This window comes from Streptomyces gobitricini, from assembly GCF_039532985.1.
GTDB lineage: Bacteria > Actinomycetota > Actinomycetes > Streptomycetales > Streptomycetaceae > Streptomyces > Streptomyces gobitricini.
The window spans coordinates 128,917-154,227 of sequence record NZ_BAAASR010000015.1 but is presented as its reverse complement, the minus strand read 5'-3'; the positions used below and the strand labels follow the sequence as shown (position 1 = coordinate 154,227).

General features: G+C 73.6%; 26 protein-coding genes and 1 riboswitch. Of the genes, 9 read left to right on the top strand and 17 right to left on the bottom strand.

Annotated features, from left to right (window positions below):
- Positions 1 to 366: 366 nt before the first annotated feature.
- Positions 367 to 1,362, top strand: coding sequence for a hypothetical protein (locus ABD347_RS13230; RefSeq protein ID WP_344360426.1), 996 nt, complete (start codon positions 367 to 369; stop codon positions 1,360 to 1,362).
- A 43-nt stretch (positions 1,363 to 1,405) separates the two neighbouring features.
- Positions 1,406 to 2,932: an amino acid permease gene (locus ABD347_RS13225; protein ID WP_344360424.1), complete on the top strand. Its 1,527-nt coding sequence runs from the start codon at positions 1,406 to 1,408 to the stop codon at positions 2,930 to 2,932.
- 13 nt (positions 2,933 to 2,945) lie between these two features.
- On the opposite strand, the gene ABD347_RS13220 is transcribed toward ABD347_RS13225, so the two are convergent.
- A complete protein-coding gene (locus tag ABD347_RS13220; protein ID WP_344360422.1) occupies positions 2,946 to 3,677 on the bottom strand; it encodes a GntR family transcriptional regulator in 732 nt (243 codons plus the stop codon).
- Positions 3,678 to 3,871: 194 nt separating this feature from the next.
- On the opposite strand from ABD347_RS13220, the gene ABD347_RS13215 reads away from it, so the two are divergent.
- Positions 3,872 to 5,062, top strand: a complete 1,191-nt coding sequence (locus ABD347_RS13215; RefSeq protein ID WP_344360420.1) for a zinc-dependent alcohol dehydrogenase — start codon at positions 3,872 to 3,874, stop codon at positions 5,060 to 5,062.
- A gap of 22 nt (positions 5,063 to 5,084) precedes the next feature.
- Here ABD347_RS13215 and ABD347_RS13210 read toward each other — a convergent pair whose 3' ends face one another.
- Together ABD347_RS13210 and ABD347_RS13205 are read right to left on the bottom strand one after the other, a co-directional pair.
- The gene (locus tag ABD347_RS13210) at positions 5,085 to 6,488 is read right to left on the bottom strand and encodes an FAD-dependent oxidoreductase (protein ID WP_344360419.1); all 1,404 of its coding nucleotides are present in this window, start codon (positions 6,486 to 6,488) and stop codon (positions 5,085 to 5,087) included.
- Between the two features lie 50 nt (positions 6,489 to 6,538).
- Positions 6,539 to 6,889, bottom strand: coding sequence for an ArsR/SmtB family transcription factor (locus ABD347_RS13205; protein ID WP_344360418.1), 351 nt, complete (start codon positions 6,887 to 6,889; stop codon positions 6,539 to 6,541).
- 103 nt (positions 6,890 to 6,992) lie between these two features.
- Between ABD347_RS13205 and ABD347_RS13200 the strand changes: the two genes are divergently transcribed.
- Entirely contained in the window at positions 6,993 to 9,023 is a 2,031-nt protein-coding gene (locus ABD347_RS13200) for a heavy metal translocating P-type ATPase (RefSeq protein ID WP_344360416.1), read from the top strand.
- Here ABD347_RS13200 and ABD347_RS13195 read toward each other — a convergent pair.
- From ABD347_RS13195 to ABD347_RS13135, 13 genes are all read right to left on the bottom strand, one after another.
- Complete coding sequence (locus tag ABD347_RS13195) at positions 9,020 to 10,210, bottom strand: GTP-binding protein (RefSeq protein WP_344360414.1); 1,191 nt, start codon at positions 10,208 to 10,210, stop codon at positions 9,020 to 9,022. The two genes, ABD347_RS13200 and ABD347_RS13195, sit on opposite strands and share 4 nt — an antisense overlap.
- A gap of 5 nt (positions 10,211 to 10,215) precedes the next feature.
- Positions 10,216 to 10,386 (bottom strand): 50S ribosomal protein L32, encoded by a 171-nt coding sequence (gene rpmF / locus ABD347_RS13190; RefSeq protein WP_073755986.1) that lies wholly within the window; start codon positions 10,384 to 10,386, stop codon positions 10,216 to 10,218.
- Positions 10,387 to 10,445: 59 nt separating this feature from the next.
- Complete coding sequence (locus ABD347_RS13185) at positions 10,446 to 11,000, bottom strand: PadR family transcriptional regulator (protein ID WP_344360410.1); 555 nt, start codon at positions 10,998 to 11,000, stop codon at positions 10,446 to 10,448.
- Between the two features lie 26 nt (positions 11,001 to 11,026).
- Complete coding sequence (locus tag ABD347_RS13180; RefSeq protein WP_344360409.1) at positions 11,027 to 13,060, bottom strand: oxidoreductase; 2,034 nt, start codon at positions 13,058 to 13,060, stop codon at positions 11,027 to 11,029.
- Between the two features lie 649 nt (positions 13,061 to 13,709).
- Positions 13,710 to 14,552, bottom strand: coding sequence for an energy-coupling factor ABC transporter ATP-binding protein (locus ABD347_RS13175; RefSeq protein ID WP_344360408.1), 843 nt, complete (start codon positions 14,550 to 14,552; stop codon positions 13,710 to 13,712).
- The gene (gene cbiQ, locus ABD347_RS13170; RefSeq protein WP_344360407.1) at positions 14,552 to 15,301 is read right to left on the bottom strand and encodes a cobalt ECF transporter T component CbiQ; all 750 of its coding nucleotides are present in this window, start codon (positions 15,299 to 15,301) and stop codon (positions 14,552 to 14,554) included. Before cbiQ ends, ABD347_RS13175 begins: the two co-directional genes overlap by 1 nt.
- Before the next feature lie 6 nt (positions 15,302 to 15,307).
- Entirely contained in the window at positions 15,308 to 15,781 is a 474-nt protein-coding gene (locus ABD347_RS13165) for an energy-coupling factor ABC transporter substrate-binding protein (protein ID WP_344360406.1), read from the bottom strand.
- A complete protein-coding gene (locus ABD347_RS13160; RefSeq protein WP_344360859.1) occupies positions 15,778 to 16,461 on the bottom strand; it encodes an energy-coupling factor ABC transporter permease in 684 nt (227 codons plus the stop codon). The genes ABD347_RS13165 and ABD347_RS13160 overlap by 4 nt, the downstream gene beginning before the upstream one ends.
- Positions 16,462 to 16,491: 30 nt before the next feature.
- Positions 16,492 to 16,696: riboswitch (cobalamin riboswitch) on the bottom strand.
- Positions 16,697 to 16,763: 67 nt separating this feature from the next.
- Entirely contained in the window at positions 16,764 to 17,168 is a 405-nt protein-coding gene (locus ABD347_RS13155; protein WP_344360405.1) for a PTS-dependent dihydroxyacetone kinase phosphotransferase subunit DhaM, read from the bottom strand.
- Positions 17,165 to 17,782 carry a dihydroxyacetone kinase subunit DhaL gene (dhaL, locus tag ABD347_RS13150; RefSeq protein ID WP_344360856.1) on the bottom strand — a complete coding sequence of 206 codons (618 nt, stop codon included), beginning with the start codon at positions 17,780 to 17,782 and terminating at the stop codon, positions 17,165 to 17,167. The genes ABD347_RS13155 and dhaL overlap by 4 nt, the downstream gene beginning before the upstream one ends.
- Positions 17,783 to 17,790: 8 nt before the next feature.
- Positions 17,791 to 18,783, bottom strand: a complete 993-nt coding sequence (gene dhaK / locus ABD347_RS13145) for a dihydroxyacetone kinase subunit DhaK (protein ID WP_344360404.1) — start codon at positions 18,781 to 18,783, stop codon at positions 17,791 to 17,793.
- A 276-nt stretch (positions 18,784 to 19,059) separates the two neighbouring features.
- A complete protein-coding gene (locus ABD347_RS13140; RefSeq protein ID WP_344360403.1) occupies positions 19,060 to 19,281 on the bottom strand; it encodes a hypervirulence associated TUDOR domain-containing protein in 222 nt (73 codons plus the stop codon).
- 350 nt (positions 19,282 to 19,631) lie between these two features.
- Entirely contained in the window at positions 19,632 to 20,459 is an 828-nt protein-coding gene (locus ABD347_RS13135; protein WP_344360402.1) for an N-formylglutamate amidohydrolase, read from the bottom strand.
- A gap of 54 nt (positions 20,460 to 20,513) precedes the next feature.
- Here ABD347_RS13135 and ABD347_RS13130 point away from each other — a divergent pair, with 54 nt between their 5' ends.
- The 5 genes from ABD347_RS13130 (at position 20,514) to ABD347_RS13110 (ending at position 24,474) form a co-directional block, all read left to right on the top strand.
- Positions 20,514 to 21,389, top strand: a complete 876-nt coding sequence (locus tag ABD347_RS13130) for a DUF72 domain-containing protein (protein WP_344360401.1) — start codon at positions 20,514 to 20,516, stop codon at positions 21,387 to 21,389.
- A gap of 30 nt (positions 21,390 to 21,419) precedes the next feature.
- Positions 21,420 to 21,566: a hypothetical protein gene (locus ABD347_RS13125; RefSeq protein ID WP_344360400.1), complete on the top strand. Its 147-nt coding sequence runs from the start codon at positions 21,420 to 21,422 to the stop codon at positions 21,564 to 21,566.
- Positions 21,567 to 21,595: 29 nt separating this feature from the next.
- The gene (locus tag ABD347_RS13120; RefSeq protein ID WP_425575642.1) at positions 21,596 to 22,003 is read left to right on the top strand and encodes an FhaA domain-containing protein; all 408 of its coding nucleotides are present in this window, start codon (positions 21,596 to 21,598) and stop codon (positions 22,001 to 22,003) included.
- A gap of 374 nt (positions 22,004 to 22,377) precedes the next feature.
- Positions 22,378 to 22,851 (top strand): MarR family winged helix-turn-helix transcriptional regulator, encoded by a 474-nt coding sequence (locus ABD347_RS13115; RefSeq protein ID WP_344360399.1) that lies wholly within the window; start codon positions 22,378 to 22,380, stop codon positions 22,849 to 22,851.
- A 42-nt stretch (positions 22,852 to 22,893) separates the two neighbouring features.
- On the top strand, positions 22,894 to 24,474 hold the full coding sequence (locus ABD347_RS13110; protein ID WP_344360398.1) for a DHA2 family efflux MFS transporter permease subunit: 1,581 nt from the start codon (positions 22,894 to 22,896) through the stop codon (positions 24,472 to 24,474).
- Between the two features lie 56 nt (positions 24,475 to 24,530).
- On the opposite strand, the gene ABD347_RS13105 is transcribed toward ABD347_RS13110, so the two are convergent.
- Complete coding sequence (locus tag ABD347_RS13105; RefSeq protein WP_344360397.1) at positions 24,531 to 25,226, bottom strand: type 1 glutamine amidotransferase domain-containing protein; 696 nt, start codon at positions 25,224 to 25,226, stop codon at positions 24,531 to 24,533.
- Positions 25,227 to 25,311: the final 85 nt, after the last annotated feature.

Sequence of the window (25,311 nt, the reverse complement as noted above, 5' to 3'; positions counted from 1 at the left end):
TCGTGCCCGGGCAGGCCGCTGAAGGACCGTCCCAGCCCGTTGAAGATCGTTGATCGGAAGGGTGGTCCAGTCCGGCTCCGACGTCAAGGCCTGTCCGTGATCGCGCGGACACGGAGGGGAGGTGGCGGGGGCGGGAGTGTTACCGACGAGTCGTCAACGGCCAGCAAGACTCTCGCTGTTGCACTTCTCTCGCAAAAGTGGACCACGGTCGTCCAACGAGGCCTATAGTGATCGCCGATCAACGGCCGGTAGTCATGGAGTGGTCCGACCGCTCTCCGTGGCGTGCCGGCCGCACCCCCCACGTGCGCCCAGAGGAACCATGACCGTCACACCGATACCGGCCTGCCCACCGACGGGGACGGGGTGATGCCCGGCCAGGACTTCCGGCCGGTGTACCACCCGGCGGGCCATGACAGCGCCTTGCGCGGAGTGCTCCAGGACCTGCGTACCGGACGGTGGCTGTCGATGGCCCAGCTCCTGGCCGACACCGCCCGGAGCGCCGACCGGTCCCTGTGGACCCGCCGCACCCAGGTGCTGGCCGCCGTCGCGGCCGGCTCCGACGTCGTACAGGCCTGGCGCGTGGAGCAGCCCCACAGCATCGCGGCGGCCGTCATGCACGCCAGGGTGGCCGTGGAACGCGCCCTGCGCGCCCACCGGGAGGGTCACCCACGCACCGGGGAGCTGTGGCGGCTCGCCTGGGAGGCGTGCCGCGACGCCTCCCGAGTCGCCCCGGCCGACCCGGTGCCCTGGGTGTGCCTGCTGGCCCTCGCCGTACTGGACGGTGACCGGAGCATGGACGAGCACCGGGTCCGGCCGCCCGGGCCGATGCTGCCGCCCGGGCCGTGGGGCCTGCTCGCGGAGGCCGACAAGCGCGACCCGCACAACCGCGAGGCGTACCACCGGATGCTCCAGTTCCTGTACGCCCGCCGGCCGGGCAACGGGTCCCTGTCGCAGGCCGTCAACTTCGTCCAGTGGGCCGCCGCTTCGGCGCCCCCCGGCTCGGCGCTGCACGCCCTGCCGTTGTACGCCAGGGTCGAGCGGTACCGCCGCGAAGGAGGCCACGAACGGGCCCTGGACCTGCACTGGGTGGCCGAGGACGCGACGCGGGACGCCGACCGGGCCCTGCTCGCCTGGTTCGACCACGCCGACCCGGCCGCCGAGTCGCTCCTCGACCTCAACCACCTGGCGCACGCCCTGTGGGGAGCCCTCCGGTTCGACGCCGCCGCCCGCGTCTTCGAGGCGCTGGGCCCGTACTACACACCGCAGCCGTGGGCCTACCGCACCCGCGACACCGCCGACCAGGCTCTGGCCGAGGAGCTGTTCATCCGCGCCCGTGCCCGCTGCCTGCACACCCCCCGCTGACCACCCCGCACCACGCCCCACCCAACCTTTCGGAGGTATCGCCATGTCCCGCACGCTATGGGCCGGTCCGGAGCGGCCGGCCCCGGTCACGGACGAGGAGGAGCGGCTGAGGGAACTCGGCTACCAGCCGGTCCTGGCCCGCCGTATGGGGGGCTTCGGCAACTTCGCCATCAGCTTTTCCGTCATCTCCGTCCTGTCGGGCTGCATGACCCTCTACGGCTTCGGCCTGGGCACCGGCGGCCCCGCCGTGATGATGTGGGGCTGGGTGGGCGTCGGCCTGTTCGTGCTCTGCGTCGGTATGGCACTCGCCGAGGTGACGAGCGCGTACCCGACGTCCGGCGCCCTGTACTACATGGCCGACCGGCTCGGCGGACGCCGCTGGGGCTGGTACACAGGGTGGCTGAATCTGCTCGGTCTGCTCGGCGCGATCGCCGGCATCGACTACGGTGCCGCGCTGTTCACCGGCGCGTTCCTCAACCTCCGCTTCGGCTTCGAGCCCACGCCCGGTTCCACCTTCGTCATCTTCCTGTGCATCCTCCTGCTGCACGCCGTGCTGAACCTCTTCGGCGTACGGCTGGTCAGCGTCCTCAACTCCATCAGTGTGTGGTGGCACCTGACCGGTGTCGCGGTGATCGTCGGGGCCCTCGCGATCGTCCCCGACCAGCACCGGTCCGCCGAGTTCGTCTTCACCGAGTTCGTCAACGACACCGGCTGGGCCAACCCCTTCTACGTGGCGGCGATCGGCCTGCTGCTCGCCCAGTACACCTTCTCGGGATACGACGCCTCCGCCCACCTCTCCGAGGAGACGTCCAACGCGTCCGTCTCGGCGGCCAAGGGCATCGTCCGGGCCATCTGGGTGTCCTGGCTCGCCGGGTTCGCGCTGCTCGCCGGGCTGACCTTCGCCATCCAGGACTACGCCGGCACGCAGAACAGCGCCACCGGCGTGCCGCCCGCGCAGATCATGCTCGACGCGCTCGGCTCCGCCGGCGCCACCGCCCTGCTCCTGGTCGTCATCGTGGCGCAGTTGTTCTGCGGCAACGCCGAGGTGGCCGCCGCCAGCCGCATGGTGTTCGCCTTCAGCCGGGACAACGCGCTGCCCGGCTCCGCGCTCTGGCGGAAGGTCAGTGCCCGCACCCAGACCCCGGTCCCCGCGGTCTGGCTGTCGGTCGCCGTCGCGGCCGTGCTCGCCGTGCCGTCGCTGTACTCGGCCACCGCCTACGGCGCCGTCACCGCCATCAACGTCATCGGCATCACTCCCGCCTACGCGATCCCCATCTTCCTGCGGCTGCGCGCCGGCGACCGGTTCCGTCCCGGGCCCTGGTCGCTCGGTCGCTGGAGCAGGCCCATCGGCTGGACGGCGGTCGCCTGGGTGGCGGTGGTCACCGTCCTGTTCTGCCTGCCCCAGAAATCGCCGGTGACCATCGACACGATGAACTACGCCGTGATCGCACTCGCCGCCGTACTCGCCCTGGCCACCGCGTGGTGGTACGTCGCCCGCCACTCCTACGGCACCCCCGCCCCGTACGGGACCGCCCGCGAGCAGGCGGAACTCTCCGAGGGCATCGTCTGACGCGGCGGCTCGGCTAGCTCATGAACTCATAGGTCCAGCAGGCCGAGTCGGGCGAGAACCGGATGTCCGTCACCTCCAGCACGTGGCCGTGCTGGTCGCTCACGACCCGGTGCACGGTGAGGCAGGTGGTGGCGATCGGCCCGGGGCCGACGCCGATGGACTCCCGGCGCGTGAGCCGCAGTCCCGCGCGGTGCATCCAGTGGTACAGCAGCCGCAGGTCGGGCCGTGCCGGCCAGGACTCCGGCCGCCGGTAGCGGGCGAGTTCGGGCACCTCGGCGAGCGCGTGCCGGGAGAACCGGGACAGCGCCTCCTGTACGGGCGTCTCCCCGGTGCCCGGCACCTGGTGGCGGTGGACGAGCGACGGCTCGCCGGGCGGCAGGCCCAGCTGTCCGGCGAGGCCGGTCGGCGTGGGCTCCCAGGCGAGCCCGGTCACGGCGGACGCGTCGGGGGTGCCCGTGCCGCAGGGGAAGCGCAGCAGGCCCGGCGCGAGGACGGGCCCCGTGGCCTCCGGGGCGGTCGCCGCCGCGAACGTCCCGCGCCGCTCGGTCACCACGAGCCGTTCGTCGCGCAGCAGCTGGAGCGCGCTGCGTACGGTGTGCCGGTTCACCCGGAAGCGGTGGACCAGTGAGCGCTCGGACGGCAGGCGGGTGCCGGGGGCGATGCGCCGTTGGGTGAGGTCGTCGCGCAGCGCGGCGGCGACCCGGAGGTAGAGCGGAAGTGCCGCGGGGGTCTCGGGCTCAGCCATGTTCAACCCTCAATTTCCTTCGCTCCCAGTAGTCGGGCGTGCCGTATCGGTGATCAATCACTATCATTGGTCTAAACCTTTATGGAAGGGGTTCCCTCGCATTCCCTCGCACTCTGGCCGGATCGGATTCACCGGCGGGGCGCCCGGGTACCCGGGCCGCGCCCCCGCAGGAGACCGGCGAAGGGAAGCGCACGATGAGGGCCGTGACATGGCAGGGAAAGCGCGACGTACGAGTGGAGACGGTGCCCGACCCGAAGATCGAGGAGCCGACCGACGCGATCGTCAGGGTCACCTCCAGCGGCCTGTGCGGCTCGGACCTCCACCTCTACGAGGTCCTCACCCCGTTCATGACCCCCGGCGACATCCTCGGGCACGAGCCGATGGGCGTCGTCGAGGAGGTCGGCGCCGACGTCCCGCACCTCAAGCCGGGCGACCGCGTGGTCGTCCCCTTCCAGATCGCCTGCGGGCACTGCTGGATGTGCGCCTCCGGCCTGCCGACCCAGTGCGAGACGACCCAGGTCGCCGAGGAGGGCATGGGAGCCGCGCTCTTCGGCTACACCCGGCTGTACGGCGCGGTCCCCGGCGGCCAGGCCGAGTACCTCCGCGTCCCGCAGGCCCAGTTCGGCCCCATCAAGGTCCCCGAGGGCCCGCCGGACGACCGCTTCCTGTACCTGTCCGACGTCCTGCCCACCGCCTGGCAGGCCGTCCAGTACGCCGCCGTCCCGCCGGGCGGCTCCGTCGCCGTCCTCGGCCTCGGCCCGATCGGCGACATGAGCTGCCGCGTCGCCCTCCACCGGGGCGCCGCCCGGGTGATCGGCGTCGACCTCGTACCCGAACGCCTCCAGCGCGCCCGGGACCGCGGCGTCGAGGTGTTCGACCTGAACGAGTACGACAAGCACGACGACCTCGTCGACGCCATCAAGGACCGCACCGCGGGCCGCGGCCCGGACGCCGTCATCGACGCCGTCGGCACCGAGGCCCACGGCAGCCCGGTCGCCCGCACCCAGCAGAACGCGGCCGGACTGCTGCCCAAGGCGTGGGCGGCCCGGCTGCACCAGAAGGTGGGCACCGACCGCCTGGCCGCCCTCCACCTGGCCATCGCCCTGGTGCGGCGGGGCGGCACTATCTCGCTGAGCGGCGTCTACGGCGGAGCGGCCGACCCGATGCCGATGCTGACGCTCTTCGACAAGCAGATCCAGCTGCGCATGGGCCAGGCCAACGTCCGCCGCTGGGTCGACGACATCCTGCCGCTCCTCACGGACGAGGACCCGCTCGGCGTGGACGGCTTCGCCACCCACCACCTTCCGCTGGCCGACGCCCCGCACGCCTACAAGATGTTCCAGCAGAAGCAGGACGGCGCCGTGAAGGTCGTCATGCGCCCCTGAGGGCGAGCGCCGGCGGGCGCCGTCACTCGGCCCCGCTCTCCCGGTGCAACGGCGGCGCGGCCGGTGTCCCGCGCACCGGGCCGAACAGCGTGGCGCGCAGCACGGGCGGGGCGAACAGCGAGGTCAGCGGCGTGGACAGGGCCAGCGCCGACCGGAAGGCGGAGCCCACGACCGGATCGCCGGGGGCCCGGTCCTGAATCCGCTTCAGGTACCACGCGACCGGCCGGTCGGCGGGCCGGGTCCGTGCCGCGCTGCCCTCGGCGCCCGGCATGTTCTTGTCGGCTCCCGCCGAGATGTCCCACGCCTGCCGGGACGCGGCGAACAGCGCCCGCTGGACGCGGCGTGTCGTGGGCGTCCGGCGAGGATCCGCCAGCGCGTCACGCAGCGCCACCGCGCTGATCGCGGCGACCGACATGCCCTGCCCGTAGACCGGGTTGAAGGTGCACAGGGCGTCTCCCGTCGCCAGGAACCCGGCGGGGCGGAGTCCCGGACGGTCGTACCGCCGCCGGACGTTGGACGACGCCCGGAAGCCGTGCACCGCCGACTCGGGCTCCGCCTTCGCCAGCCAGTCGCGCAGCACCGGGTGGGGCAGCCGCTCCGCGTACTTCTCGAAGGCGTCCCCGTCCGTCGGCGGTTCCTCGCCGCGCAGCCCGGAGAGGGTGACCAGATACCGCCCGCCCTCGACCGGGAGCACCACACCGCCGTACGTCTGCTCGGGGTTGGGGATGAGGTAGTGGCCCTTGAAGTCGCCGTCGTCCTGCGCCCGGCCCGGCCGGTAGAGCCGGGTCGCGTACGCCAGGCCCGTGTCGATGACCTCCTCCCGCGGCGGCTCGGCGCCGATGGCCGCCAGCCACTCCGAGGCGTGCGAGCCGCGGCCGGACGCGTCCACGACCAGGTCCGCCTCCAGGACGCGCGGTGGCTTGTTCCTCCCGGCGCCGCGTTCGCGCAGCACCACCCCGCGTACGCGGGTGGCGTCACCGGCCAGGCCGGAGGCCTCCGTCCCCTCCACCGCCGAGATCCTCGGATCGGCCAGCACACGGCGGCGTACCAGGTGTTCGACCAGCGGGCGGGTCCCGGTGAAGAAGTGCACGGTGGCGGGGGTGCGCCGGTACCACCGGCCCTGCTGCCACTGGACGATGTCCTCGGGCATGCCCACGACCGGCGCCCCGTGCTCCCGCAGGTCGCCGACGATCCCGGGGAGCAGCTCCTCCAGCGCGCGCTGGCCGCCGGTGAGCATGACGTGCAGATGCCGCCCCTGCGGCACCCCCGCGCGTGGCTCCGGCTCGACGGGGAAGCGGTCGCGCTCGACGATCGTGACCCGTTCCGCGTGCTCGGCGAGCACGCGGGCCGCGAGCAGCCCCGCGATGCTTCCGCCGATGACCACGGCGTGCCGTGTCCCGCGCCTCGTTCCCAACTGGTCGGCCATGCGCGCCCCTTAGCGTCGTCGGTCTACGACTGACCAGTATCCACGGCCGGTCAGGGGAGGTCCCGCGCTCCGAGGCGGAGGTGCTCGATGTGGTAGACGGCCTCGTCGAGGAGCTGGGCGACATGGTTGTCGTACAGGCTGTACTCGATGCGCCGGCCCTGGCGGGTACCGGTGACGAGGCTCAGCGCGCGCAGGAGCCGCAGCTGGTGGGAGACCGCCGACTGCTCCATGGCGACCGACTCGGCCAGCTCCGTCACTCCGCACGGCCCCTGGCGCAGCCGGGTGAGGATCATCAGCCGGGAGGGGGTGGCGAGGGCCTGGAGCGTGGCGGCGATGGTGGCCGCGGACTCCGCGTCCAGGCGTGCCGCCGGGGTCGTCTCACCATTCGCTCCGTGTCCCATGCCGGTCATCGTAACCGCGTGTCCCGACGCATGAATGAAGAGGTCTTCATGTGTTCCGGTACGGTGGTGCCGTCCCGCCCGCCCCGTGAAGAGGTGTACGCCCATGGCTTCCCCGGTGATCGACGCCAGCCCCGCGGCCGAGCCCGCCCATGCCGCCCCGCCACCCCGCCGGACCAGGGTCCTCGCCCTGCCCGAGGCCCGCTGGGCCGCGCTGTCCGCAGCGGCCTTCCTCGCCGCGTTCCCGCTCGACCTGGCCGGAGCGCCCGCGTGGGTCTGGGGTCCGCTCTACACCGTCTGCTACCTCGCCGGAGGGTGGGAGCCGGGCCTGGCCGGGCTGCGTGCCCTGCGGGACAAGTCGCTCGACGTCGACCTGTTGATGGTCGTCGCCGCGATCGGCGCGGCCGCGATCGGGCAGTACCTGGACGGCGGGCTGCTCATCGTCATCTTCGCGGTGTCCGGCGCCCTGGAGGCCCTCGCCACCCGGCGCACCGCCGACTCGGTGCGCGGCCTGCTGGACTTGGCGCCCGCCACGGCCGTACGCCTCAAGGGCACCGGGGAGGAGCCGGTGGGCGTGGCCGATCTGCGGGTCGGCGACACCGTGCTCGTACGGCCGGGGGAGCGGCTGCCGGCGGACGGGGCCGTCCTGGACGGTACGAGCGATGTCGACCAGGCCACCATCACGGGCGAGCCCCTGCCCGTCCCCAAGGCGCCCGGTGACGAGGTGTTCGCGGGCACCCTCAACGGCACCGGGGCGCTGCGCGTACGGGTCGGCAAGGACGCTTCGGCGTCCGTCATCGCCCGGATCGTCGCCATGGTGGAGGAGGCCAGTGCCACCAAGGCCCCCACACAGCTGTTCATCGAGAGGATCGAACAGCGCTACTCCGTGGGCGTCGTCGTCGCGACCCTCGCCCTGTTCGCCCTGCCCCTCGCCTTCGGCGCGGACCTCACCGAGACGCTGCTGCGGGCGATGACCTTCATGATCGTGGCGTCGCCGTGCGCGGTGGTCCTCGCCACCATGCCGCCGCTGCTCTCCGCGATCGCCAACGCCGGCCGGCACGGTGTCCTCGTCAAGTCGGCCGTGGTGATGGAACGGCTGGGTCAGGTGGACCGGGTCGCGTTCGACAAGACCGGCACCCTGACCGAGGGCGCGCCCCGTGTGGCCGAGGTCCGACTGACCGGAGCCCTGGCGGAGCCGGACGTCCTCGCCCTGGCCGCGGCCGCCGAGCTGCCGAGCGAACACCCCCTGGCCCGCGCGGTGGTGGCCGCCGCCCGCGAACGGGGCGTCGAGGTGCCCCGCGCCACGGAGTTCTCGTCCGCCCCCGGCCGGGGCGTACGGGCCGTGGTCGGCGGCCGGGAGGTCACGGTGGGCCGCCCCGCCGCACCGTCGCGCCCGGGCCGGGCCCCGGAACCGGCGGGCCGCGACTCGGAGCCGACGGGCCGCGCCCCCGAGCCCTCCGTCGGTGAGGTCCGTGAGGTCCGTGACCTGGAAACCTCGGTCCGTGAGCTGGAGGCCGCCGGCCGGACCGCCGTCGTGGTGACCGTCGACGGCTCGCCCGTCGCCGTACTCGGAGTCTCCGACCGGCTGCGCGACGGCGCCGCGGCCGCCGTCACCGCACTCGCCCGGCTCAGCGGCACCGGCCCGACGCTCCTGACCGGCGACAACGACCGCGCGGCGCACCGCGTCGCGGCCGACGCCGGGATCACCGACGTACGGGCCCGGCTGCTGCCCGAGGACAAGGTCGCGGCCGTACGGGAATGGGAACGCGCCGGTCGGCGCACCCTCGTGGTCGGCGACGGCGTCAACGACGCTCCCGCGCTCGCCGCCGCGCACACCGGCATCGCGATGGGCCGGGCCGGCTCCGACCTGGCCCTGGAGACCGCCGACGCCGTCGTCGTACGCGACGAACTGGCCACCGTCCCGGCCGTCGTGGCCCTCTCCCGCCGCGCCCGCGCGCTCGTCGTGCAGAACCTGGTGATCGCCGGCGTGTGCATCGGCGCCCTGGTGGTCTGGGACCTGGCCGGACACCTGCCGCTGCCCCTCGGCGTGGCGGGCCACGAGGGCTCCACGGTCCTCGTCGGCCTCAACGGTCTGCGGCTGCTGCGTGAGTCGGCCTGGCGGAAGGCGCTGGGCTAGAGCGCGGCGTCCTCGGGGGCGTGTTCGTGGTCGCAGACCTCGTCCGTGGCGTGGACGTCCCACACGGGGAAGGGGTCGTGCCACGGGCCGCGCTCGCCCTCGGTGACGAGGCAGTCCTTCAGCGCCCGGTGCAGGGCGGAGGCGCGCAGGCCGGTGCCGATGAAGACCAGCTCCTGACCCGGGCCGCCGTCCTCCCGGATCCCGGACGGTTCGAACCGGGCGACCGCCCCGGCCTGCGACCACAGACCGGTCACCCGGTCGCGGCCGGCCAGCCGGAAGAAGCCCTTCGAGCGCAGCACCTGGCCGAAGTCCCCGCTGTCCAGGCCCTCGGTGACGAACCGCCACAGCCGCTCGGGGTGGAAGGCGCGGCCGGCCCGGAAGACGGTGGACGAGATGCCGTACTCCTCCGTCTCCGGGACGTGGTCGCCGTTGAGCTCCCTGACCCAGCCGGGCGCCTGCTGGGCGCGTTCCAGGTCGAACAGTCCGGTGCCGAGGACCTCCCCGAGGTACACCCGGCCGCGTACGGCGGTCACGATCCGCGCCACCGGGTTGAGGCGGCTCAGCGCGGCCGTCAGCCGCGTCGCGTCCGCATGGCTCACCAGGTCCAGCTTGTTGACGACGATGACGTCCGCGAACTCGATCTGGTCCATCAGCAGATCGCTGACGGTCCGCTCGTCGTCCGCGTACTGGTCCAGCCCGCGCTCCGCGAGCCCGTCGCCGCCGGTCAGCTCGGGCAGGAAGTTCGCGGCGTCGACGACCGTGACCATGGTGTCGAGCCGGGCCAGGTCTCCCAGCGTCGCGCCGTCGTCGCGCGGGAAGGAGAAGGTCGCGGCGACCGGCATGGGCTCGCTGATGCCGCTGGACTCGATGAGCAGGTGGTCGAAGCGGCCCTCGCGGGCCAGCCGGTCCACCTCCTCCAGCAGGTCGTCGCGGAGGGTGCAGCAGATGCACCCGTTGGTCATCTCGACCAGCCGCTCCTCGGTGCGGGAGAGCGCCGCCCCGCCGCCCCGTACCAGGGCCGCGTCGATGTTGACCTCGCTCATGTCGTTGACGATCACGGCGACCCGCAGGCCGTCCCGGTTGCTCAGGACGTGGTTGAGCAGGGTCGTCTTCCCGGCGCCGAGGAAGCCGGAGAGGACCGTCACGGGAAGTCGCACGCCGGAGCCGGGCGCCGTGGCCGTCGTCATCGCGCTCAGCCCTCCGGGTGGATCAGGCCGCGCTCGTACGCCTTCACCAGGCGCTGCGGCACCTGGTACACGGCTCCGTCGACCGTGACGGGCACCAGCTGGGGCGTGGACGCCTTCCACTGGGCGCGGCGGTGGCGGGTGTTGGAGCGGGACATCTTCCGCTTGGGTACGGCCATGACTGGGGGACCTCCATCGTCGGTACGGTGGCGGTCACGCTACATGAAAATGATTACCGTTAACAATCCGCTCGGTGGTCCCGGCCGTCGAACTCGGCCAGCGCCTCCGTCAGCCACGCCGTCCAGAACCGCTCCAGCTCGATCCCCCCGCGCAGCACCAGATGCCGCAGCCGGTCCGCCTCCGTGGTGCGGCGCTCCGCCGGGAACTGCCGCTCCTCCATGCCCCGGTACTCCTCCAACTGGGCCCGGTGCAGGGACAGATGGCGGCGCAGCTCGTCCGCGAAGCCCTCCGTCCCCACCACCGCCGCCGCCCGAAGCCGCAGGAGCAGGGCGTCCCGGATCGGCTTGGGGTCCTCGCTGCGCCGCACCCAGTCGGCCAGTTCCGTCCGGCCCGCGGGCAGTACCTCGTACTCCTTCTTCTGCCCACGGGACGGGACCGGGGCGGGCAGCGCCCGGATGTGCCCCGCCTGCTCGAGTTTGCCCAGCTCGCGATAGATCTGCTGGTGCGTCGCGGACCAGAAGTAACCGATCGACCGGTCGAATCGGCGGGTCAGCTCCAGACCCGAGGACGGCTTCTCGAGCAGAGCGGTGAGGATCGCGTGCGGGAGTGACATGACCGCATCCTAGGGACGCGGGGCCGTCACAGGGTGGCCGCCAGCCGCGTCCCCTGGTCGATCGCGCGCTTGGCGTCCAGCTCCGCCGCCACGTCGGCGCCGCCGATGAGATGGACCGCCGCCCCCGCCGCCACGAGCTCCTCGTACAGCTCGCGCCGCGGCTCCTGGCCGGTGCACAGCACCACGGTGTCCACCGGTACGGTGCGGGTCTCGCCGTCCACGGTGATGTGCAGGCCCTCGTCGTCGATCCGCTCGTACGTCGCGCCCGCGACCATGGTCACGCCCCGGTGCTTGAGCTCGGTGCGGTGGATCCAGCCCGTCGTCTTGCCGAGACCCGCGCCGACCTTCGACGCCTTGCGCTGGAGCAGGTGCACGGTGCGCGGCGGCTTCGGCCGCTCGGGTACGCGCAGCCCGCCGCGCCCGGCGTACGACGTGTCGACGCCCCACTGCCGGAAGTACGTCTCGGCGTCCAGGCTCGCGCCCTCGCCGCCGTCCGTCAGGAACTCGGCCACGTCGAAGCCGATGCCGCCCGCCCCGACGATCGCGACCCGCTCGCCGACCGGCGCGCCGTCACGCAGTACGTCCAGGTAGCTCACCACCGACGGGTGGTCGACGCCCTCGATGGCGGGGGTGCGCGGGGTGACGCCGGTCGCGACGACCACCTCGTCGTAACCGCTCAGCAGCTCGGCCGTGGCGTACGTCCCCAGCTTCACGTCCACACCGCGCAGCGCCAGTTGTGTGCGGAAGTAGCGCAGCGTCTCGTCGAACTCCTCCTTGCCCGGCACCCGCTTGGCGACGTTCAGCTGTCCGCCGATCTCGTCCGCGGCGTCGAACAGCGTGACCTCGTGGCCGCGTTCGGCGGCCGAGACGGAGCAGGCGAGTCCGGCGGGGCCCGCGCCCACGACGGCGATCCGCTTGCGCAGCCGGGTGGGGGAGAGGACCAGTTCGGTCTCGTGGCAGGCGCGCGGGTTGACCAGGCAGGAGGTGATCTTCCCGCTGAACGTGTGGTCGAGGCAGGCCTGGTTGCAGCCGATGCAGGTGTTGATGGTCTCCGGCCGGCCGTCCGCCGCCTTGGCGACGAAGTCGGGGTCGGCGAGGAAGGGGCGGGCCATCGAGACCACGTCCGCGCGCCCCTCCGCCAGGACCGCCTCGGCGACCTCGGGGGTGTTGACGCGGTTGCTGGTGATCAGCGGGACGGACACCGAGCCCATCAGCTTCTTGGTGACCCAGGTGTAGGCCCCGCGCGGCACCGAGGTGGCGATGGTGGGGATGCGTGCCTCGTGCCAGCCGATGCCCGTGTTGATCATCGTGGCGCCGGCCGCCTCGATCTCCTTGGCGAGCGCGACGACCTCCTCGAGGGTCGAGCCGCCCGGCACCAGGTCCAGCATGGACAGGCGGTAGATGAGGATGAAGTCCGCGCCGACCCGCTCACGCGTCCGGCGGACGATCTCCAGCGGGAACCGGACCCGGTTCTCGTAGCTGCCGCCCCACCGGTCCTCGCGCCGGTTCGTCGCGGCTGCGATGAACTCGTTGATCAGGTAGCCCTCGGAGCCCATGATCTCGACACCGTCGTACCCGGCCGACTTCGCCAGCTCCGCGGTGCGCGCGTAGTCCTCGATCGTCTGCTCGATCTCGGCGTCGGTCAGCTCGTTCGGTACGAAGGGGCTGATCGGTGCCTGGAGGGCGCTCGGCGCGACGAGGTCACGGTGGTAGGCGTACCGCCCGAAGTGCAGGATCTGCATCGCGATCCGGCCGCCCGCCGCGTGGACCGCGTCCGTCACGACGCGGTGTTTCGCGGCCTCCTCCCCGGTGGTGAGCTTGGCCCCGCCCTCATAGGGCCGCCCCGCGTCGTTGGGCGCGATGCCGCCGGTCACGATCAGCCCGACGCCGCCGCGGGCGCGCTCGGCGTAGAAGGCGGCCATGCGCGCGAAGCCGTTCTCGGCCTCTTCCAGTCCGACGTGCATGGACCCCATGAGCACCCGGTTGGGCAGTGTGGTGAACCCGAGGTCCAGCGGGCTGAGCAGGTGCGGGTACGGGGTCGGGGCCGGGGTCGCAGTCATGGGGGCGCCTCCTCGCGCGGTGTCGTCGCCCCAGTTGTAGACGACGCCGGACCCGTTGTGCAACAAGTTGCATAACGATCGGGGGGTGACCTGCGCTACGTGCCCGGTCGGCGGCCTGGCCGGTCTCCTCGTGCCCCGGTCGCCGCCGGAGTGGCGCGCTGCGGAAGCGCGGCGGCCCGGTGAGGCCGCCGGGCGCTGTCCGCGTCACCTTCCGGCCCGGGGCCGGGACCGCCGGGCGGCGCCCTCGTGCACGGGGGAGGAACACGGCGTACCCCGGCGTGCCCGCCGGCGGCGGATGGCGCCCGGGCGCCGGGAGAAGCGTGCGCGGAGCGGCGCCACCGGCGCACCCGGTCCCGGCGCCGTTCGCCTGCGGAAGTCCGCCGCCCGCCCGGGCCCGGAGGGCGGTACGGGTCTCCGGGCCGTCCTCGGGGCGGTCGCCGCCCGCGGTACGCCACGCCCCAGCCGGTGACCGGGCGCCCGTCGTCCCCGACGCCGCCCTCGACGAGGCGGCGAGGGGGCGGGGGTGAACCGAGCCCCATCGGCTGTCGGGTTTCCTGCCGCGCGGACGCGCGCCGCCGGGCGTGAGCCGTTCCGCCGCGTCGCCTCGTACGGCGGACCGTGCCGTCCGGGAGCCGCGCCGCGCCCGCGCCTACGCCCCCGGCACCGCCGCCGCCCAGGCGTCGAGCTCCTCCGGGGTGCGCGGGCCCGGCGCGGCCGCGTCCAGCAGGCCGCGGTCGCGCAGCACCCGCGCCACCGCCATGCCCCAGGGGCGGCGGAGACCGGCCGCGTCGAGGAGCGCCTGGTCGGCGAGCAGGTCGGCGACCGGTCCGGTGCGCAGGCCGTCCGGGGTGAGGACGGCCGCGTCGTCCGCCCAGCGCAGGGCCAGGTCCACGTCGTGCGTCGCCATCACCACCGTGGTCCCGGTGGCGCGCAGCCGGTCCAGTACGGCCAGCAGCCGTTCCTGGCCGTGCGGATCGAGGCCGGCCGTCGGTTCGTCCAGGACCAGGACCCGGGGCCGCATGGCGACCGCGCCCGCGATCGCGGCCCGCTTGCGCTGGCCGTACGAGAGCAGGTGCGTCGGCCGGTCCTCCAGCGCCGTGATGTCCAGCGCCTCCAGAGCCTCGCGCACCCGCTCCCGCACCTCCGGCTCCGCCAGCCCCAGGTTCATCGGCCCGAACGACACGTCCTGGCCCACCGACGCCGCGAACAGCTGGTCGTCCGGGTCCTGCACGACCAACTGCACCGTCGTGCGCAGCCGCGTCAGACCCGCCCTGTCGTACGACACCTCCCGCCCCTCCAGGCGCAGCTGCCCGCTCCCGCACCGCAGGCCACCGCTCAGCAGCCGGAGCATCGTCGTCTTCCCGCTGCCGTTGCGGCCGAGCAGCGCGATGGACCGCCCCTCCGGCACGGCGAAGTCCACGCCCCGCAGGACGGCGGGGCCGTCCTCGTAGGCGTAACCCGCGCCCAGCAGTTCCACGACGGCGGAAGGCATCACGGCAGCAACCTTTCGAGTACGAGAGTGAGCGCGACGAGCCCGGCGAGCAGCGCGCCGGTCGCCCCCAGGAACCGCCGGGACACCTCCGTCCGCGGCACCAGCACGCGCAGGGTGCCGTCGTAGCCGCGCCCGGTCAGGCCCGTCTGGAGCCGGGCCGCCCGGTCGAAGGCGCGTACGAACGCCGTCGCTCCCAGGCCCGCCAGGGAACGCCAGGCGGCCGCCCGGCTCGTCAGTCCGAGCCGCGCGGCCTGCGCCTCCCGGATCCGCCGGACCGAGTCCAGCAGCAGGAAACTGATCCGGTACATCACGAGCGCGACGTCGACGACCGGCGCCGGCACCCCCGCCCGCACCAGCCTGGGCAACACGTCGCACACCGGCGTGGTGAACGCGAACAGCAGCACGCCGAGCGAGGCGGCCGACGTACGCAGCAGCAATTGGCCCGCGTGCGCCGGCCCGTCCGGGGCGAGCGTGACGAGCCCGCCCGCCCCGCCCACCTGGAACAGCAGGGGCACCGCACCCGTTACGCAGAAACCCAGTGGGATGCGCCACGCCCGCCACAGCTGCCGCGGCGCCACCCCCGCCGGGCCCAGCAGCACCGCGAGGGTCGCGGCGGCGACGAGCACGGCCCCCGGCCAGGGCGGCAGGCACACGGCCAGCACGGTCAGACCGAAGCCCAGCAGGGCCTTCTCGCCCGGATGGCGGCGGCGCCAGCGACTGCTGTGCGCCGCCGCGTCGATCGGCAGCACCGGCGGCTAGGCGGAAGGCCGGGGCACACCGGCGTCGGCACCGGCCGGACCGGCGACCGGAGGTTCCGTGACCGGAGGTTCAGCGCCCGCGGGCTTCACCGGGTCGTCCCCGTCGGAGGATCCGTCGGGGGATCCGTTGCGGGATCCGTCGCGGGATCCGGCAGGAGACCCGGTACGCGCCCGCGCCTCACCCTGCCGACGCCCGCGCCGCAGGCCGAAGTAGTACGCCAGCACACCGGCGCCCAGAGCGGCCTGCAGCGAGAACAGCGCCGACTCGATCTCGCCGGACGGGGGTTCGTACAGCGGACTGAACCACGGCTCGTAGTCCGGGTTCGTCTCGGTGATCGCCGTCTCCGCCTGCGCGTCGGCGCCCGCGAACGGCTCCTCCCTGTGGTCACCCATCCCCAGGGCCAGCGGGAGGACGGCGAGCGCGGCCACGACGAGCAGCAGCAGCGTGTTGATCCTGGCGTCACGGCTCATCGCGCCACGGCCTCCTTCTTCACGGACACCACGCCGAGCCGGACGAGATCCCCCTTGCTGGACCGCGTCAGCAGCCGCATCACCAGCACGGTGAGCAGCCCCTCGCTGACGGCCAGCGGGATCTGCGTCACCGCGAAGATCCCGCCGAACTTCGCCAGAGAACCGACGAGACCGCTGCTCGGGTCCGGGAAGGCGAGCGCGAGCTGCACGCTGGTGACGCAGTACGTGGACAGGTCGGCCACGAAGGCCCCGAAGAACACGCTCACCATCAGCGGCACCTCGAAGCGGCGCAGCAGCCAGTACACCCCGAAGCCGGCCCACGGGCCGACGACAGCCATCGAGAAGACGTTGGCGCCCAGCGTCGTCAGGCCGCCGTGCGCCAGCAGCAGCGCCTGGAACAGCAGGGTGATGGTGCCGAGCACCGCCATGATCGGCGGCCGGAACAGGATCGCGCCCAGCCCCGTACCGGTCGGGTGGGAGCAACTCCCCGTCACCGACGGGAGCTTGAGGGCCGAGAGGACGAAAGTGAAGGCGCCGGCCGCGCCGAGCAGGAGAGTCGATTCGGGATTGGCCCTGACCTCACGGGTCAGGGCCCGGACGCCGTGGACGACGAAGGGGGCGGCCGCCACGCTCCAGGCGGCCGCGTGCACGGGGGGCAGATAGCCCTCGGCGATATGCATGTTGGGGGAGACCCTCTCCAGCACCTCGTGGATGGACAACGCGCCCTGGCCGGTCTCCTGGCTGACGGGTCATGCCGCCGCGACTCCGCCTTCCCGGACCCCGCGGTCTCCCGCGGCGTTCCAGTGGCTTCCCGAGATGGTCCCCGGGGGGTGGAGCCGGACTTCCCGATCACAGTGGCGAGGGCCGCACCGGTACCGCACCGGTTTCCCGTACACCAAGGCCCTGCGACACTAGTGCGTTGACCAGGTACATCACAAGCCGCGCGTCGGCGCACGGCCCGGCTCCACCCCGCGGGCGCGCCTTACTCCTTGCGGTAGCCGTACGCCTCCGACGCGGCCGCGACCACCGCGTCCAGGTCACCGCCCGCCGACGCGGTGACCACCGCCGCCACCGCGCCCTCCACGAACGGCGCGTCCACCAGCCGCGTGCCGTCGGGCAGCTCGTCGCCCTCCGCGAGCAGCGCCTTCACCGTCAGCACGGCGCTGCCCAGGTCCACCAGGACCGCCACGCCCGCCCCGCCGTCGACCGCCGTCGCCGCCCGCGTGATCAGCTCCGCGCTGGTGCCCAGCCCGCCGTCCGGCGTACCGCCCGCCGCCGCCACCGGAGCGGTCTCCCCGCCCCCGGCGAGACCCCGCGCCAGCCCGGCGACCGAGTCGGCGACCGCCGCGCTGTGCGAGACCAGCACGATGCCCACCCGCGCGCTCACCGTGCCTCCTCCGCCGCGGCGGCGAGCGCGGCGATCAGCAGCGCCGAGGACGTCGCGCCCGGGTCCTGGTGCCCCACGCTGCGCTCCCCGAGGTAACTGGCCCTGCCCTTGCGGGCCCGCATCGGTACGGTCGCGAGGGCGCCCCGGTCCGCGGCCTCCGCCGCCGCCGCGAACGACTCGCCGAGCGACTCGGCCATCGCCTCGACCGCCGGCTCCAGCGCGTCCAGCATCGTCTTGTCCCCGGCCTTCGCCCCGCCGAGCTGCGCCACGGCCGCCACGCCCACGCGCAGCGCCTCGGCCAGCTGGACGGGCGCGACCTCGTCGGCGGCGCCGAGCGCCTTGCCGGTGCGCCGCAGCAGCGTCCCGTACAACGGGCCCGACGCGCCACCGACCGTCGAGATCAGTTCCCGCCCCGCGAGCGTCAGCAGCGATCCCGGCGTCCCGGACGGCTCACCTTCCAGCGCCGTGACCACCGCGGCGAAACCGCGTCGCAGATTCGCGCCGTGGTCGGCGTCCCCGATCGCCGAGTCGAGCTCGGTGAGCCGGTCCGCCTCACGGTCCACGGCCGCCGCCGCGCCGGTCATCCAGCGCCGGAAGAACTCCGCGTCGAGCATCACGGCCCTCACACTCCCCACCGCAGGGCGGCGGTGCGTACCGGCGCGTCCCACAGCCGTAGCAGTTCCTCGTCGGCCTGGCACAGGGTCACCGAGCAGCCGGCCATGTCGAGCGAGGTCACGTAGTTGCCGACGAGCGTACGGGCCACCGGGACGCCTCGCTCGCCCAGCACCCGCTGGACCTCCGCGTTGAACCCGTACAGCTCCAGCAGCGGCGTCGCCCCCATGCCGTTCACCAGCACCAGTACCGGTCCGCTCGGCTTCAGATCCTCCAGGACCGCGTCCACCGCGACGTCGGCGATCTCCCCCGACGTCATCATCGGCCGCCGCTCCCGTCCTGGCTCGCCGTGGATGCCGATGCCCAGCTCCAGTTCGCCCGGCGGCAGGTCGAACGTCGGACTGCCCTTGGCCGGGGTCGTGCAGGCGCTCAGCGCCACGCCGAAGCTCCGGGAACGGGCGTTCACCTGCCGGGCGATCGACTCCACCCGCTCCAGCGGCGCCCCCTCCTCGGCGGCGGCGCCGGCGATCTTCTCCACGAACAGGGTGGCGCCCGTCCCGCGCCGTCCCGCCGTGAACGTGCTGTCGGCGACGGCCACGTCGTCGTCCACCAGTACCCTGGCGACCCGCACGCCCGCGTCCTCGGCGAGTTCGGCCGCCATCTCGAAGTTCAGTACGTCCCCGGTGTAGTTCTTGACGACGAACAGCACCCCGCGCCCGCTGTCCACGGCGGCCGCCGCCCGCACCATCTGGTCGGGAACCGGTGAGGTGAACACCTCACCGGGACAGGCCGCCGCCAGCATCCCGGGGCCTACGAACCCGGCGTGCAACGGCTCGTGCCCGGACCCGCCCCCCGACACCAGGGCGACCTCCCCGGCGACGGGCGCGTCCCGCCGTACGACGACCCGGTTCTCCACGTCCACGGTGAGTTCGGGATGGGCGGCAGCGATCCCGCGCAGCGCGTCGGCGACGACGGTCTCGGGTACGTTGATCAGCATCCGCAACGGTGACTCCTGGAGAAGGTGGCCTGGTGCGTCCGGGCGCCTCGCACCCGGAAGCCGAACGGTGACGCCCCACCACCGTACTGACGCGCGCTCAGCCGCGGCGGCGGATCCCGGTGCCGGATCCGGTGCCGAAGCCGGTGCCGCATCGTGGCGCGGACCCGCGGTGCGTGAACCGCGGTGCCGGTCCGCCCGCCGGTACCGGAGCGGCAGCCGCGCCCGGCATCCGTCCCCGGCACGGGGCCGGGGCACGGAGCGCCGTGCGCGCCGGGAGGGCCGTCAGGACCTGCCCTTCCTGCGCAGAGCGGCCGGCTTGTGGACGGCCGAGCGGCCCGACTTGTCGCTCTCCACCTCGTACTGAGGGTCGTCCTTCGAGGCGTCGACCGTCCGGCCCGCCGCCCGGGTGCGGTCGGTGATCTTCTTCTTCACCTTTCCGGTCACGTTCTGGCCATGGCTCTTCCATGACACCTTGTCGCCCTTTCTCAGGTTGTCCTTCGCCATGCTGTGCTCCTTCGTCGGTCCTTCGCGGGCCCGGGGCCGGCCCTGCGCCGGATCGGTGCCGCGGTACGGGGTCGGGCGGCGGCTCACAGGCGGACGGCACGGCCGACGAGGAGAACCGCCCACCGTCACGGCGCCGGAGACGATGAGCCGAACGGGGACGGCCGGGACGGCCGGGTGCTCCCACCCACCGCCGTCCGCGCGTTCCCTGTCTCCAGACTCGTGCAGGACCCCCGGACGCGCATCCCGCGGCCCTCCGGCACCGCGCCCTCCGGCACCGCGCCGGTGCCGATCGGCGCCCGGGGCCCTGGCGCCCGGAGGCGCCGACGTCAGCCCACCCGGAGCGGGAGGGCTCACGTCCGGCGCGGTGACCGCGTGTGCCGCCCTGGGGAGAGCCGCTCGACGAGACCGGCCAGGGCCCCGGCGAGCGCGTCGACGCCCCCGGCGCGGGGCACGCCCCGCTCGTCCATGTACAGATCGCGCCGGATCTCCACCATCACCGCACCCACCCTCGCGTCCCGCCCGTAGTACCGCAGTGGCACGTACGTCCCCGCGAACGGACTGTCCAGCTCCGTGCCGCCGAAGTCCGCGAACGCCTGCCGTGCCGCGTCGAGCAGCGGACCGGACGTGTGGAAGGAGTCGGTGCCGAGGCAGATCGGCGGCCGCGGCCCGTCGCCGTGCAGCTCGTACGGCAAGGGTTTCGCCGGGTAGGAGTGCACGTCGACGATCACGGCCCGCCCCACCGTCCCGAGCCGCTCGGCCACGGCCGCCGTCATCGCCTCCGCGTACGGGTGGAAGTACCGGTCGAGCAGCGGCTGTACGTCGGCGCGCGGCGGGCGCAGCTCCTCCCGGTGCGTGGTGCGGGTGTAGACCGCGCCCATGCCCACCGCCCGCATCTCCTCACGCTCGTCGGGGAACCGCTCCGGGTCGACGACCAGGCGGGACAGCCGGTTGACGAACCGCCAGGGCCGCACCCGCGCCGCCTGCGCCGCCGCGTCGGCGATCCGCTCCGTGTACGCGTCGGTGATGTGGTCCAGCTCCGCCGCCAGCGCACGGTCGTCGAGCACGATCCCGGCACGGACCTCCGCGGGTATCACGCGGGAGGAGTGCGGGACATGGAGGATCACGGGGGAGCCGGGGTCGCCCGGGTGGAGCCGGAAGGCGGCGGAGGCGTCGGTCATCTGGTTCCTCGGTGTGCGTCGTGAAGGGCCCCCGCCCGGGGGTAGGCGGGCGGCATGGGTGAGATCCTGATCGGTACATGTTCCTGGACGGACAAGGCACTTGTGGGCAGCGGGTGGTACCCGCCGGGGCGGCGCGACGCGGAGGGGCGGCTGCGCCACTACGCCGAACGGTTCCCCGTGGTGGAGGTCGACGCCACGTACTACGCCCTCCCCAGCGCGCGCAACAGCCTCCTGTGGGCCGAGCGCACACCCGCGGGCTTCCGCTTCGACGTCAAGGCGTTCTCCCTCCTCACCGGGCACCCGACCCGCACGGCCGCCCTCCCCGCAGACCTGCGTGACCGCGACACCGGCGACCCCGGGTTCCTCGACGAGATCTGGCACCGTTTCAGCGAGGCGCTGCGACCGCTGAGGGAGGCGGACCGGCTGGGCACCCTGCTGTTCCAGTTCCCGCCCTGGTTCGCCCCGGGCGCCCGGGCGGAAGCCGTCCTCCACCGCACCAGGCGGCGCGCCGGCGACTGGCCCGTGGCCGTGGAGTTCCGGCACCCCGACTGGTGGCGGGACGCCCGGCGGGCCCGCACCACCGCCCTGCTGACCGACCTGGACGCGGCGGCCGTGGCCGTGGACATGGCGCAGGACCTGCCCACGTCCATACCTCCGCTCACCCCGGTCACCTCCGACGGTCTCGCGGTCGTCCGCTTCCACGGGCACAGCTCCGCCTGGGGCCGCGGCACCAAGGAGGGCCGTTTCCGGCACACGTACGACGAGGAAGAACTGAGGGAGTGGCGCCCCCGGCTCCGCTCCCTCGCCGACCGTGTCGCACACCTGCACGTCCTGTTCAACAACTGCTGCGCCGACGCCGCCGTACGCGCCGCCGAGGCCATGCGGGGCCTGATGTGCCCGGCCACACATCGTCGGGACGTTGCCGGGTAGACGTGCCGTACACACTCTCGAGGAGGTCCCATGTCCGGACTGATGACACGCATCAAGCAGTTCACCCGAAGCCCGCAGGGACGGCGGACGATGTCGTCGGTGCGCCGCAGCGCCGCCGACCCGCGCAAGCGCTCCCAGGCCCGCCAGATGCTGGGCCGGCTGCGCGGACGCCGCTGACGACGTAGCGAGGGAGGACGAGCGGGCAGATGGCGATGGGAACCCTGACACGCTGGGAACGGGCCCTGGAGCGCTGGCAGAGCGCCCTGCTCTCCAAGGCCCGCCGCCACGAGCCGGTCGAGCTGCTCGACGCGCTGCGCCATGAGTGCGACGAGCACGCCGTGGTCTGCAGCCAGAGCAGAGTGGTGGTGCCCAACGCGTACGAGGTCGAGCTCGACGCCCGAGTCCACGAGAAGCTGCTGCGCCACGGGTGCGGCGACGTGGGACAGGCCCTGACGGACGCCCTGGCCCGCCACGGCGAGCGCCGCGGCTACGAGTGGGCCGGGCCGCTGACCGTACGCGTCAGCCCGGCCGCCCGCCCGGCCGACGACCCCTACCGGGTCCGCAGCGGCCCGATGCCGCACGTCCGCGCCGACGCGTTCCCGGCGGCCGGATGACGGGCTGACCGGCTGCCGGCGCCCGGGGAAGGCGCGCACGGAGGAGAAGGAGACGGCGGGCGCCGCGCGCCGCTTCCTTCCCCGGCCCGGCAGGCGGAGAGCACATGTGGGGCGGGCAGCTCCCCGCGACCGGCGGGGACGGCCTGCGAGGCCGGGGCCCGCCGGCGTCCGCGTACCGTCCCAGGACGCCGCCGGACGGCGGCTCGCCGAGACCATCCGGGACTGCCGCAAGCCGTACGCGATGCCGTCGGCTCACACTCTTCCCGGACGCCCACGACCGGGTCCGGCCCGGCTGTCCACCGCTCTCCGCCACACGCTCTCCGGCCGAGATAGCTATGTTGACATAGGTATGTGACCGTACCTACGCTGGACCCATGCCCGCCCCCGACACGTCCGCGCAGGACACCAGCGACGTCGCCTCCCGGCTCGCCGCCGTCCTGCCCGTGCTGCAGCGGGCCCTCGACCGGCGTCTCGCCGAGGACTTCCCGCACCCCAGGCCCCCGGAGGGGCAGATCGCCCTGCTGCGGCTGGTCGGGGAGCGTGACGGGATCACCGTGCGCGAGGCCGCCGGCCTCCTGCTGATGAAGCCGAACAACGTGAGCGCCCTGGTCTCCCAGTTGACCGTCGGCGGCATGCTGGAGCGCCGGCAGGACCCGGCGGACAAGCGGGTCGCGCACCTGCACCTGACCGCCGAGGCCCGCCGCAGGCTGGCCGCGGTCCATGAGCTGTCCGACGGGTACGTCGCCGAGGCGCTGCACGCGCTGACGGACGGCGAGCGCGACGCGCTGGGGTCCGCCATCGGCGCCCTGTACGGACTGGCGCGGCACCTTCACCCCGCCGCCCGCTGAGGCGTTCCTCCTCCCGTCTTCACCAGGAAGCACCACACCTCCATGTCCTCCACCGCCGTGGATCACTCACCCCTGCCCGCACACTCCCCGCCCGCCGCCCCGCGCGGCCGTCGCGGCAACCCCTGGCTGACCCTGGTCGCCGTCGCGTTCGGCCTGTTCATGGTCGGCCTGGACGGGTCCGTCGTCGCGATCGCCAACCCGGAGATCGGCCGCGACCTGCACGCCTCCACCGCCGACCTGCAGTGGGTCACCAACTCCTACCTCCTGGCCCTCGCCGCCGCGCTGATCCTCGGCGGCAAGCTGGGCGACCGCTTCGGGCGGCGTACGTACTACCTGATCGGCGTCGCCGGATTCACCCTCGCCTCCGTCGCCATCGGCCTGGCCGGCTCCATCGAGGGCGTCATCGCCTTCCGGGCCGCGCAGGGCTTCTTCGGCGCGCTGCTGATGCCCAACACCCTCGGCCTGCTGCGGGCGGTGTTCCCCCCGAAGAAGTTCGGCATGGCCGTCGGCGTCTGGGCGATGGTGTCGTCCGTCTCCACCGCGCTCGGCCCCATCGTCGGCGGGCTGCTCGTCGAGCACGTCACCTGGGAGTCGGTCTTCTACATCAACGCCCCGATCGGCGTCCTCGCGCTCGCCTTCAGCGCACTCGTCCTCCCGCAGAGCAAGAGCCCCGCGGGCCGCCACCGCTTCGACGTTCCCGGCGTGGTCCTGCTGGCGCTCGGCCTGCTCGTCGTCGTCTTCGGCGTCGTCAAGGGCGAGACATGGGGCTGGGCCTCCGGCTCGACCCTCGCCACGCTCGCCGCGGGCCTCGCCGTGCTCCTGGTGTTCTGCTGGTACGAGACGCGCGTCGAGCACCCGCTGCTGCCGATGCGGCTGTTCCGCAGCCCCGCGCTCACCATCGGCACGATCATCACCGCCGTCAACTTCTTCGTGCTCCTCGGCGTGATCTTCTTCGTCATGCTGTACCTCCAGAACGTGCGTGGCTTCACCCCCGTCGAGGCGGGTGTGCGCACCCTGCCGCTGAGCCTCGCCTCCGTCGTCGCCTCGCCGCTGGGTGCGAAGCTCACCGAACGGTTCGGCGCCCGCCTGACGATGCCGCTCGGTATGTCCCTCCAGGCCGCCGCCTCCTTCGGAATGCTCGGCTGGGGCGCGCACTCCTCGTACGCCGCCATGTGGCCGCCCTTCGTCGCGCTCGGCCTGGGCGTCGGCATGGTGATGGCCGCCTCGTCCGACGCCATCGTCGGCAGCGCTCCGGTCAAGGACGCCGGTGTGGCGGGCGGTCTCCAGGCCACCGCCCTCCAGGTCGGCGGGGCGCTCGGCACCTCGGTGCTCGTATCCCTCATCAGCAGCCGGGTCGGCTCCACGCTGACCGGGGAGCTCACCGGCGCCGGTGTGCCCGCGCCCCTCGCCGAGCGGCTGCACGAGGCGAAGGACGCGGTGGCGATGGGCGTCGCCCCGGCCGGCGGTGACATGCCCTCCCAGGTGCGGGCCGCCGTCGTCGAGGGGAGCGGCCAGGCGTTCATGAACGGTGTCCACACCGCCGTCCTCGTGACCGGAGTGCTGTGTGTGGCCGGCGCCGTCCTCGCCGCGGTCGGCGTCCGGCGCGGCGCGGCCGAGGAGTGAACGCGGCTGCGGACGCCGGCGCGCCGGCGCGCCGACGGCGCCGTGAACCGCCGCGGTCAGCCCAGCCGCTTCAGCAGCTCGGCGGCGAGCGGCGCCGAGGAGGCCGGATTCTGGCCGGTCACCAGGTTGCGGTCCACGACCACGTTCGGCGCCCACGGCTCGCCCTCCTCGAACTCGGCGCCGATCTCCACCAGGCGGTCCTGAAGCAGCCACTTCGCCTTGTCCGCGAGGCCGGCCTGGGCCTCCTCGGCGTTGGTGAAGCCGGTCAGCCGGTACCCCGCGAAGGCGTTGCCGCCGTCCTCCCCACGGGCCGCGAGCAGCGCCGCCGGACCGTGGCACACCACGCCGAGCGGCCTGCCCGAAGCCAGGGCGCGGACCAACAGCCGGCCCGACTCGGCGTCGACGGCGAGGTCCTCCATGGGGCCGTGGCCGCCCGCATAGAACACCGCGGCGTACTCGTCGAGCTTCACGTCCGACAGGGCCAGGGGGCGCTGGAGGCCGGTGAAGGACGCGAGGGCGTTCGCCACCCGGTCGGCGCCTTCCTGGCCGCCGTTGGCCTCGGGCGCGAGGCTCGCCCGGTCGACCGTCGGCACCACGCCGCCGGGCGTGGCGACCACGACCTCGTGCCCCGCCGCCGTGAACGCCTCGTACGGGGCGACGGCTTCCTCGGCCCAGAAGCCGCTGGGGTGCTCGGTGCCGTCCGCCAGCGTCCAGTGGTCGGCGCCGGTCAACACGAAAAGAATCTTCGACATGGTGTTCTCCCAGGTGTGTGGTCGAGGCTCCCGACCGTAGGCCGGACACCCCGGGAAGATCCAATGGGCGTGCCGATCGCAGGTG

Excerpts from the sequence above, each read along its gene's own strand:
- ABD347_RS13230 (WP_344360426.1), top strand. The coding sequence starts at position 367 with ATGCCCGGCCAGGACTTCCGGCCGGTGTACCACCCGGCGGGCCATGAC.
- ABD347_RS13225 (WP_344360424.1), top strand. The coding sequence starts at position 1,406 with ATGTCCCGCACGCTATGGGCCGGTCCGGAGCGGCCGGCCCCGGTCACG.
- ABD347_RS13220 (WP_344360422.1), bottom strand. The coding sequence starts at position 3,677 with ATGGCTGAGCCCGAGACCCCCGCGGCACTTCCGCTCTACCTCCGGGTC.
- ABD347_RS13215 (WP_344360420.1), top strand. The coding sequence starts at position 3,872 with ATGAGGGCCGTGACATGGCAGGGAAAGCGCGACGTACGAGTGGAGACG.
- ABD347_RS13210 (WP_344360419.1), bottom strand. The coding sequence starts at position 6,488 with ATGGCCGACCAGTTGGGAACGAGGCGCGGGACACGGCACGCCGTGGTC.
- ABD347_RS13205 (WP_344360418.1), bottom strand. The coding sequence starts at position 6,889 with ATGGGACACGGAGCGAATGGTGAGACGACCCCGGCGGCACGCCTGGAC.
- ABD347_RS13200 (WP_344360416.1), top strand. The coding sequence starts at position 6,993 with ATGGCTTCCCCGGTGATCGACGCCAGCCCCGCGGCCGAGCCCGCCCAT.
- ABD347_RS13195 (WP_344360414.1), bottom strand. The coding sequence starts at position 10,210 with ATGACGACGGCCACGGCGCCCGGCTCCGGCGTGCGACTTCCCGTGACG.
- rpmF (WP_073755986.1), bottom strand. The coding sequence starts at position 10,386 with ATGGCCGTACCCAAGCGGAAGATGTCCCGCTCCAACACCCGCCACCGC.
- ABD347_RS13185 (WP_344360410.1), bottom strand. The coding sequence starts at position 11,000 with ATGTCACTCCCGCACGCGATCCTCACCGCTCTGCTCGAGAAGCCGTCC.
- ABD347_RS13180 (WP_344360409.1), bottom strand. The coding sequence starts at position 13,060 with ATGACTGCGACCCCGGCCCCGACCCCGTACCCGCACCTGCTCAGCCCG.
- ABD347_RS13175 (WP_344360408.1), bottom strand. The coding sequence starts at position 14,552 with ATGCCTTCCGCCGTCGTGGAACTGCTGGGCGCGGGTTACGCCTACGAG.
- ABD347_RS13165 (WP_344360406.1), bottom strand. The coding sequence starts at position 15,781 with ATGAGCCGTGACGCCAGGATCAACACGCTGCTGCTGCTCGTCGTGGCC.
- ABD347_RS13160 (WP_344360859.1), bottom strand. The coding sequence starts at position 16,461 with ATGCATATCGCCGAGGGCTATCTGCCCCCCGTGCACGCGGCCGCCTGG.
- dhaL (WP_344360856.1), bottom strand. The coding sequence starts at position 17,782 with ATGCTCGACGCGGAGTTCTTCCGGCGCTGGATGACCGGCGCGGCGGCG.
- ABD347_RS13140 (WP_344360403.1), bottom strand. The coding sequence starts at position 19,281 with ATGGCGAAGGACAACCTGAGAAAGGGCGACAAGGTGTCATGGAAGAGC.
- ABD347_RS13135 (WP_344360402.1), bottom strand. The coding sequence starts at position 20,459 with ATGACCGACGCCTCCGCCGCCTTCCGGCTCCACCCGGGCGACCCCGGC.
- ABD347_RS13130 (WP_344360401.1), top strand. The coding sequence starts at position 20,514 with ATGGGTGAGATCCTGATCGGTACATGTTCCTGGACGGACAAGGCACTT.
- ABD347_RS13125 (WP_344360400.1), top strand. The coding sequence starts at position 21,420 with ATGTCCGGACTGATGACACGCATCAAGCAGTTCACCCGAAGCCCGCAG.
- ABD347_RS13120 (WP_425575642.1), top strand. The coding sequence starts at position 21,596 with ATGGCGATGGGAACCCTGACACGCTGGGAACGGGCCCTGGAGCGCTGG.
- ABD347_RS13115 (WP_344360399.1), top strand. The coding sequence starts at position 22,378 with ATGCCCGCCCCCGACACGTCCGCGCAGGACACCAGCGACGTCGCCTCC.
- ABD347_RS13110 (WP_344360398.1), top strand. The coding sequence starts at position 22,894 with ATGTCCTCCACCGCCGTGGATCACTCACCCCTGCCCGCACACTCCCCG.
- ABD347_RS13105 (WP_344360397.1), bottom strand. The coding sequence starts at position 25,226 with ATGTCGAAGATTCTTTTCGTGTTGACCGGCGCCGACCACTGGACGCTG.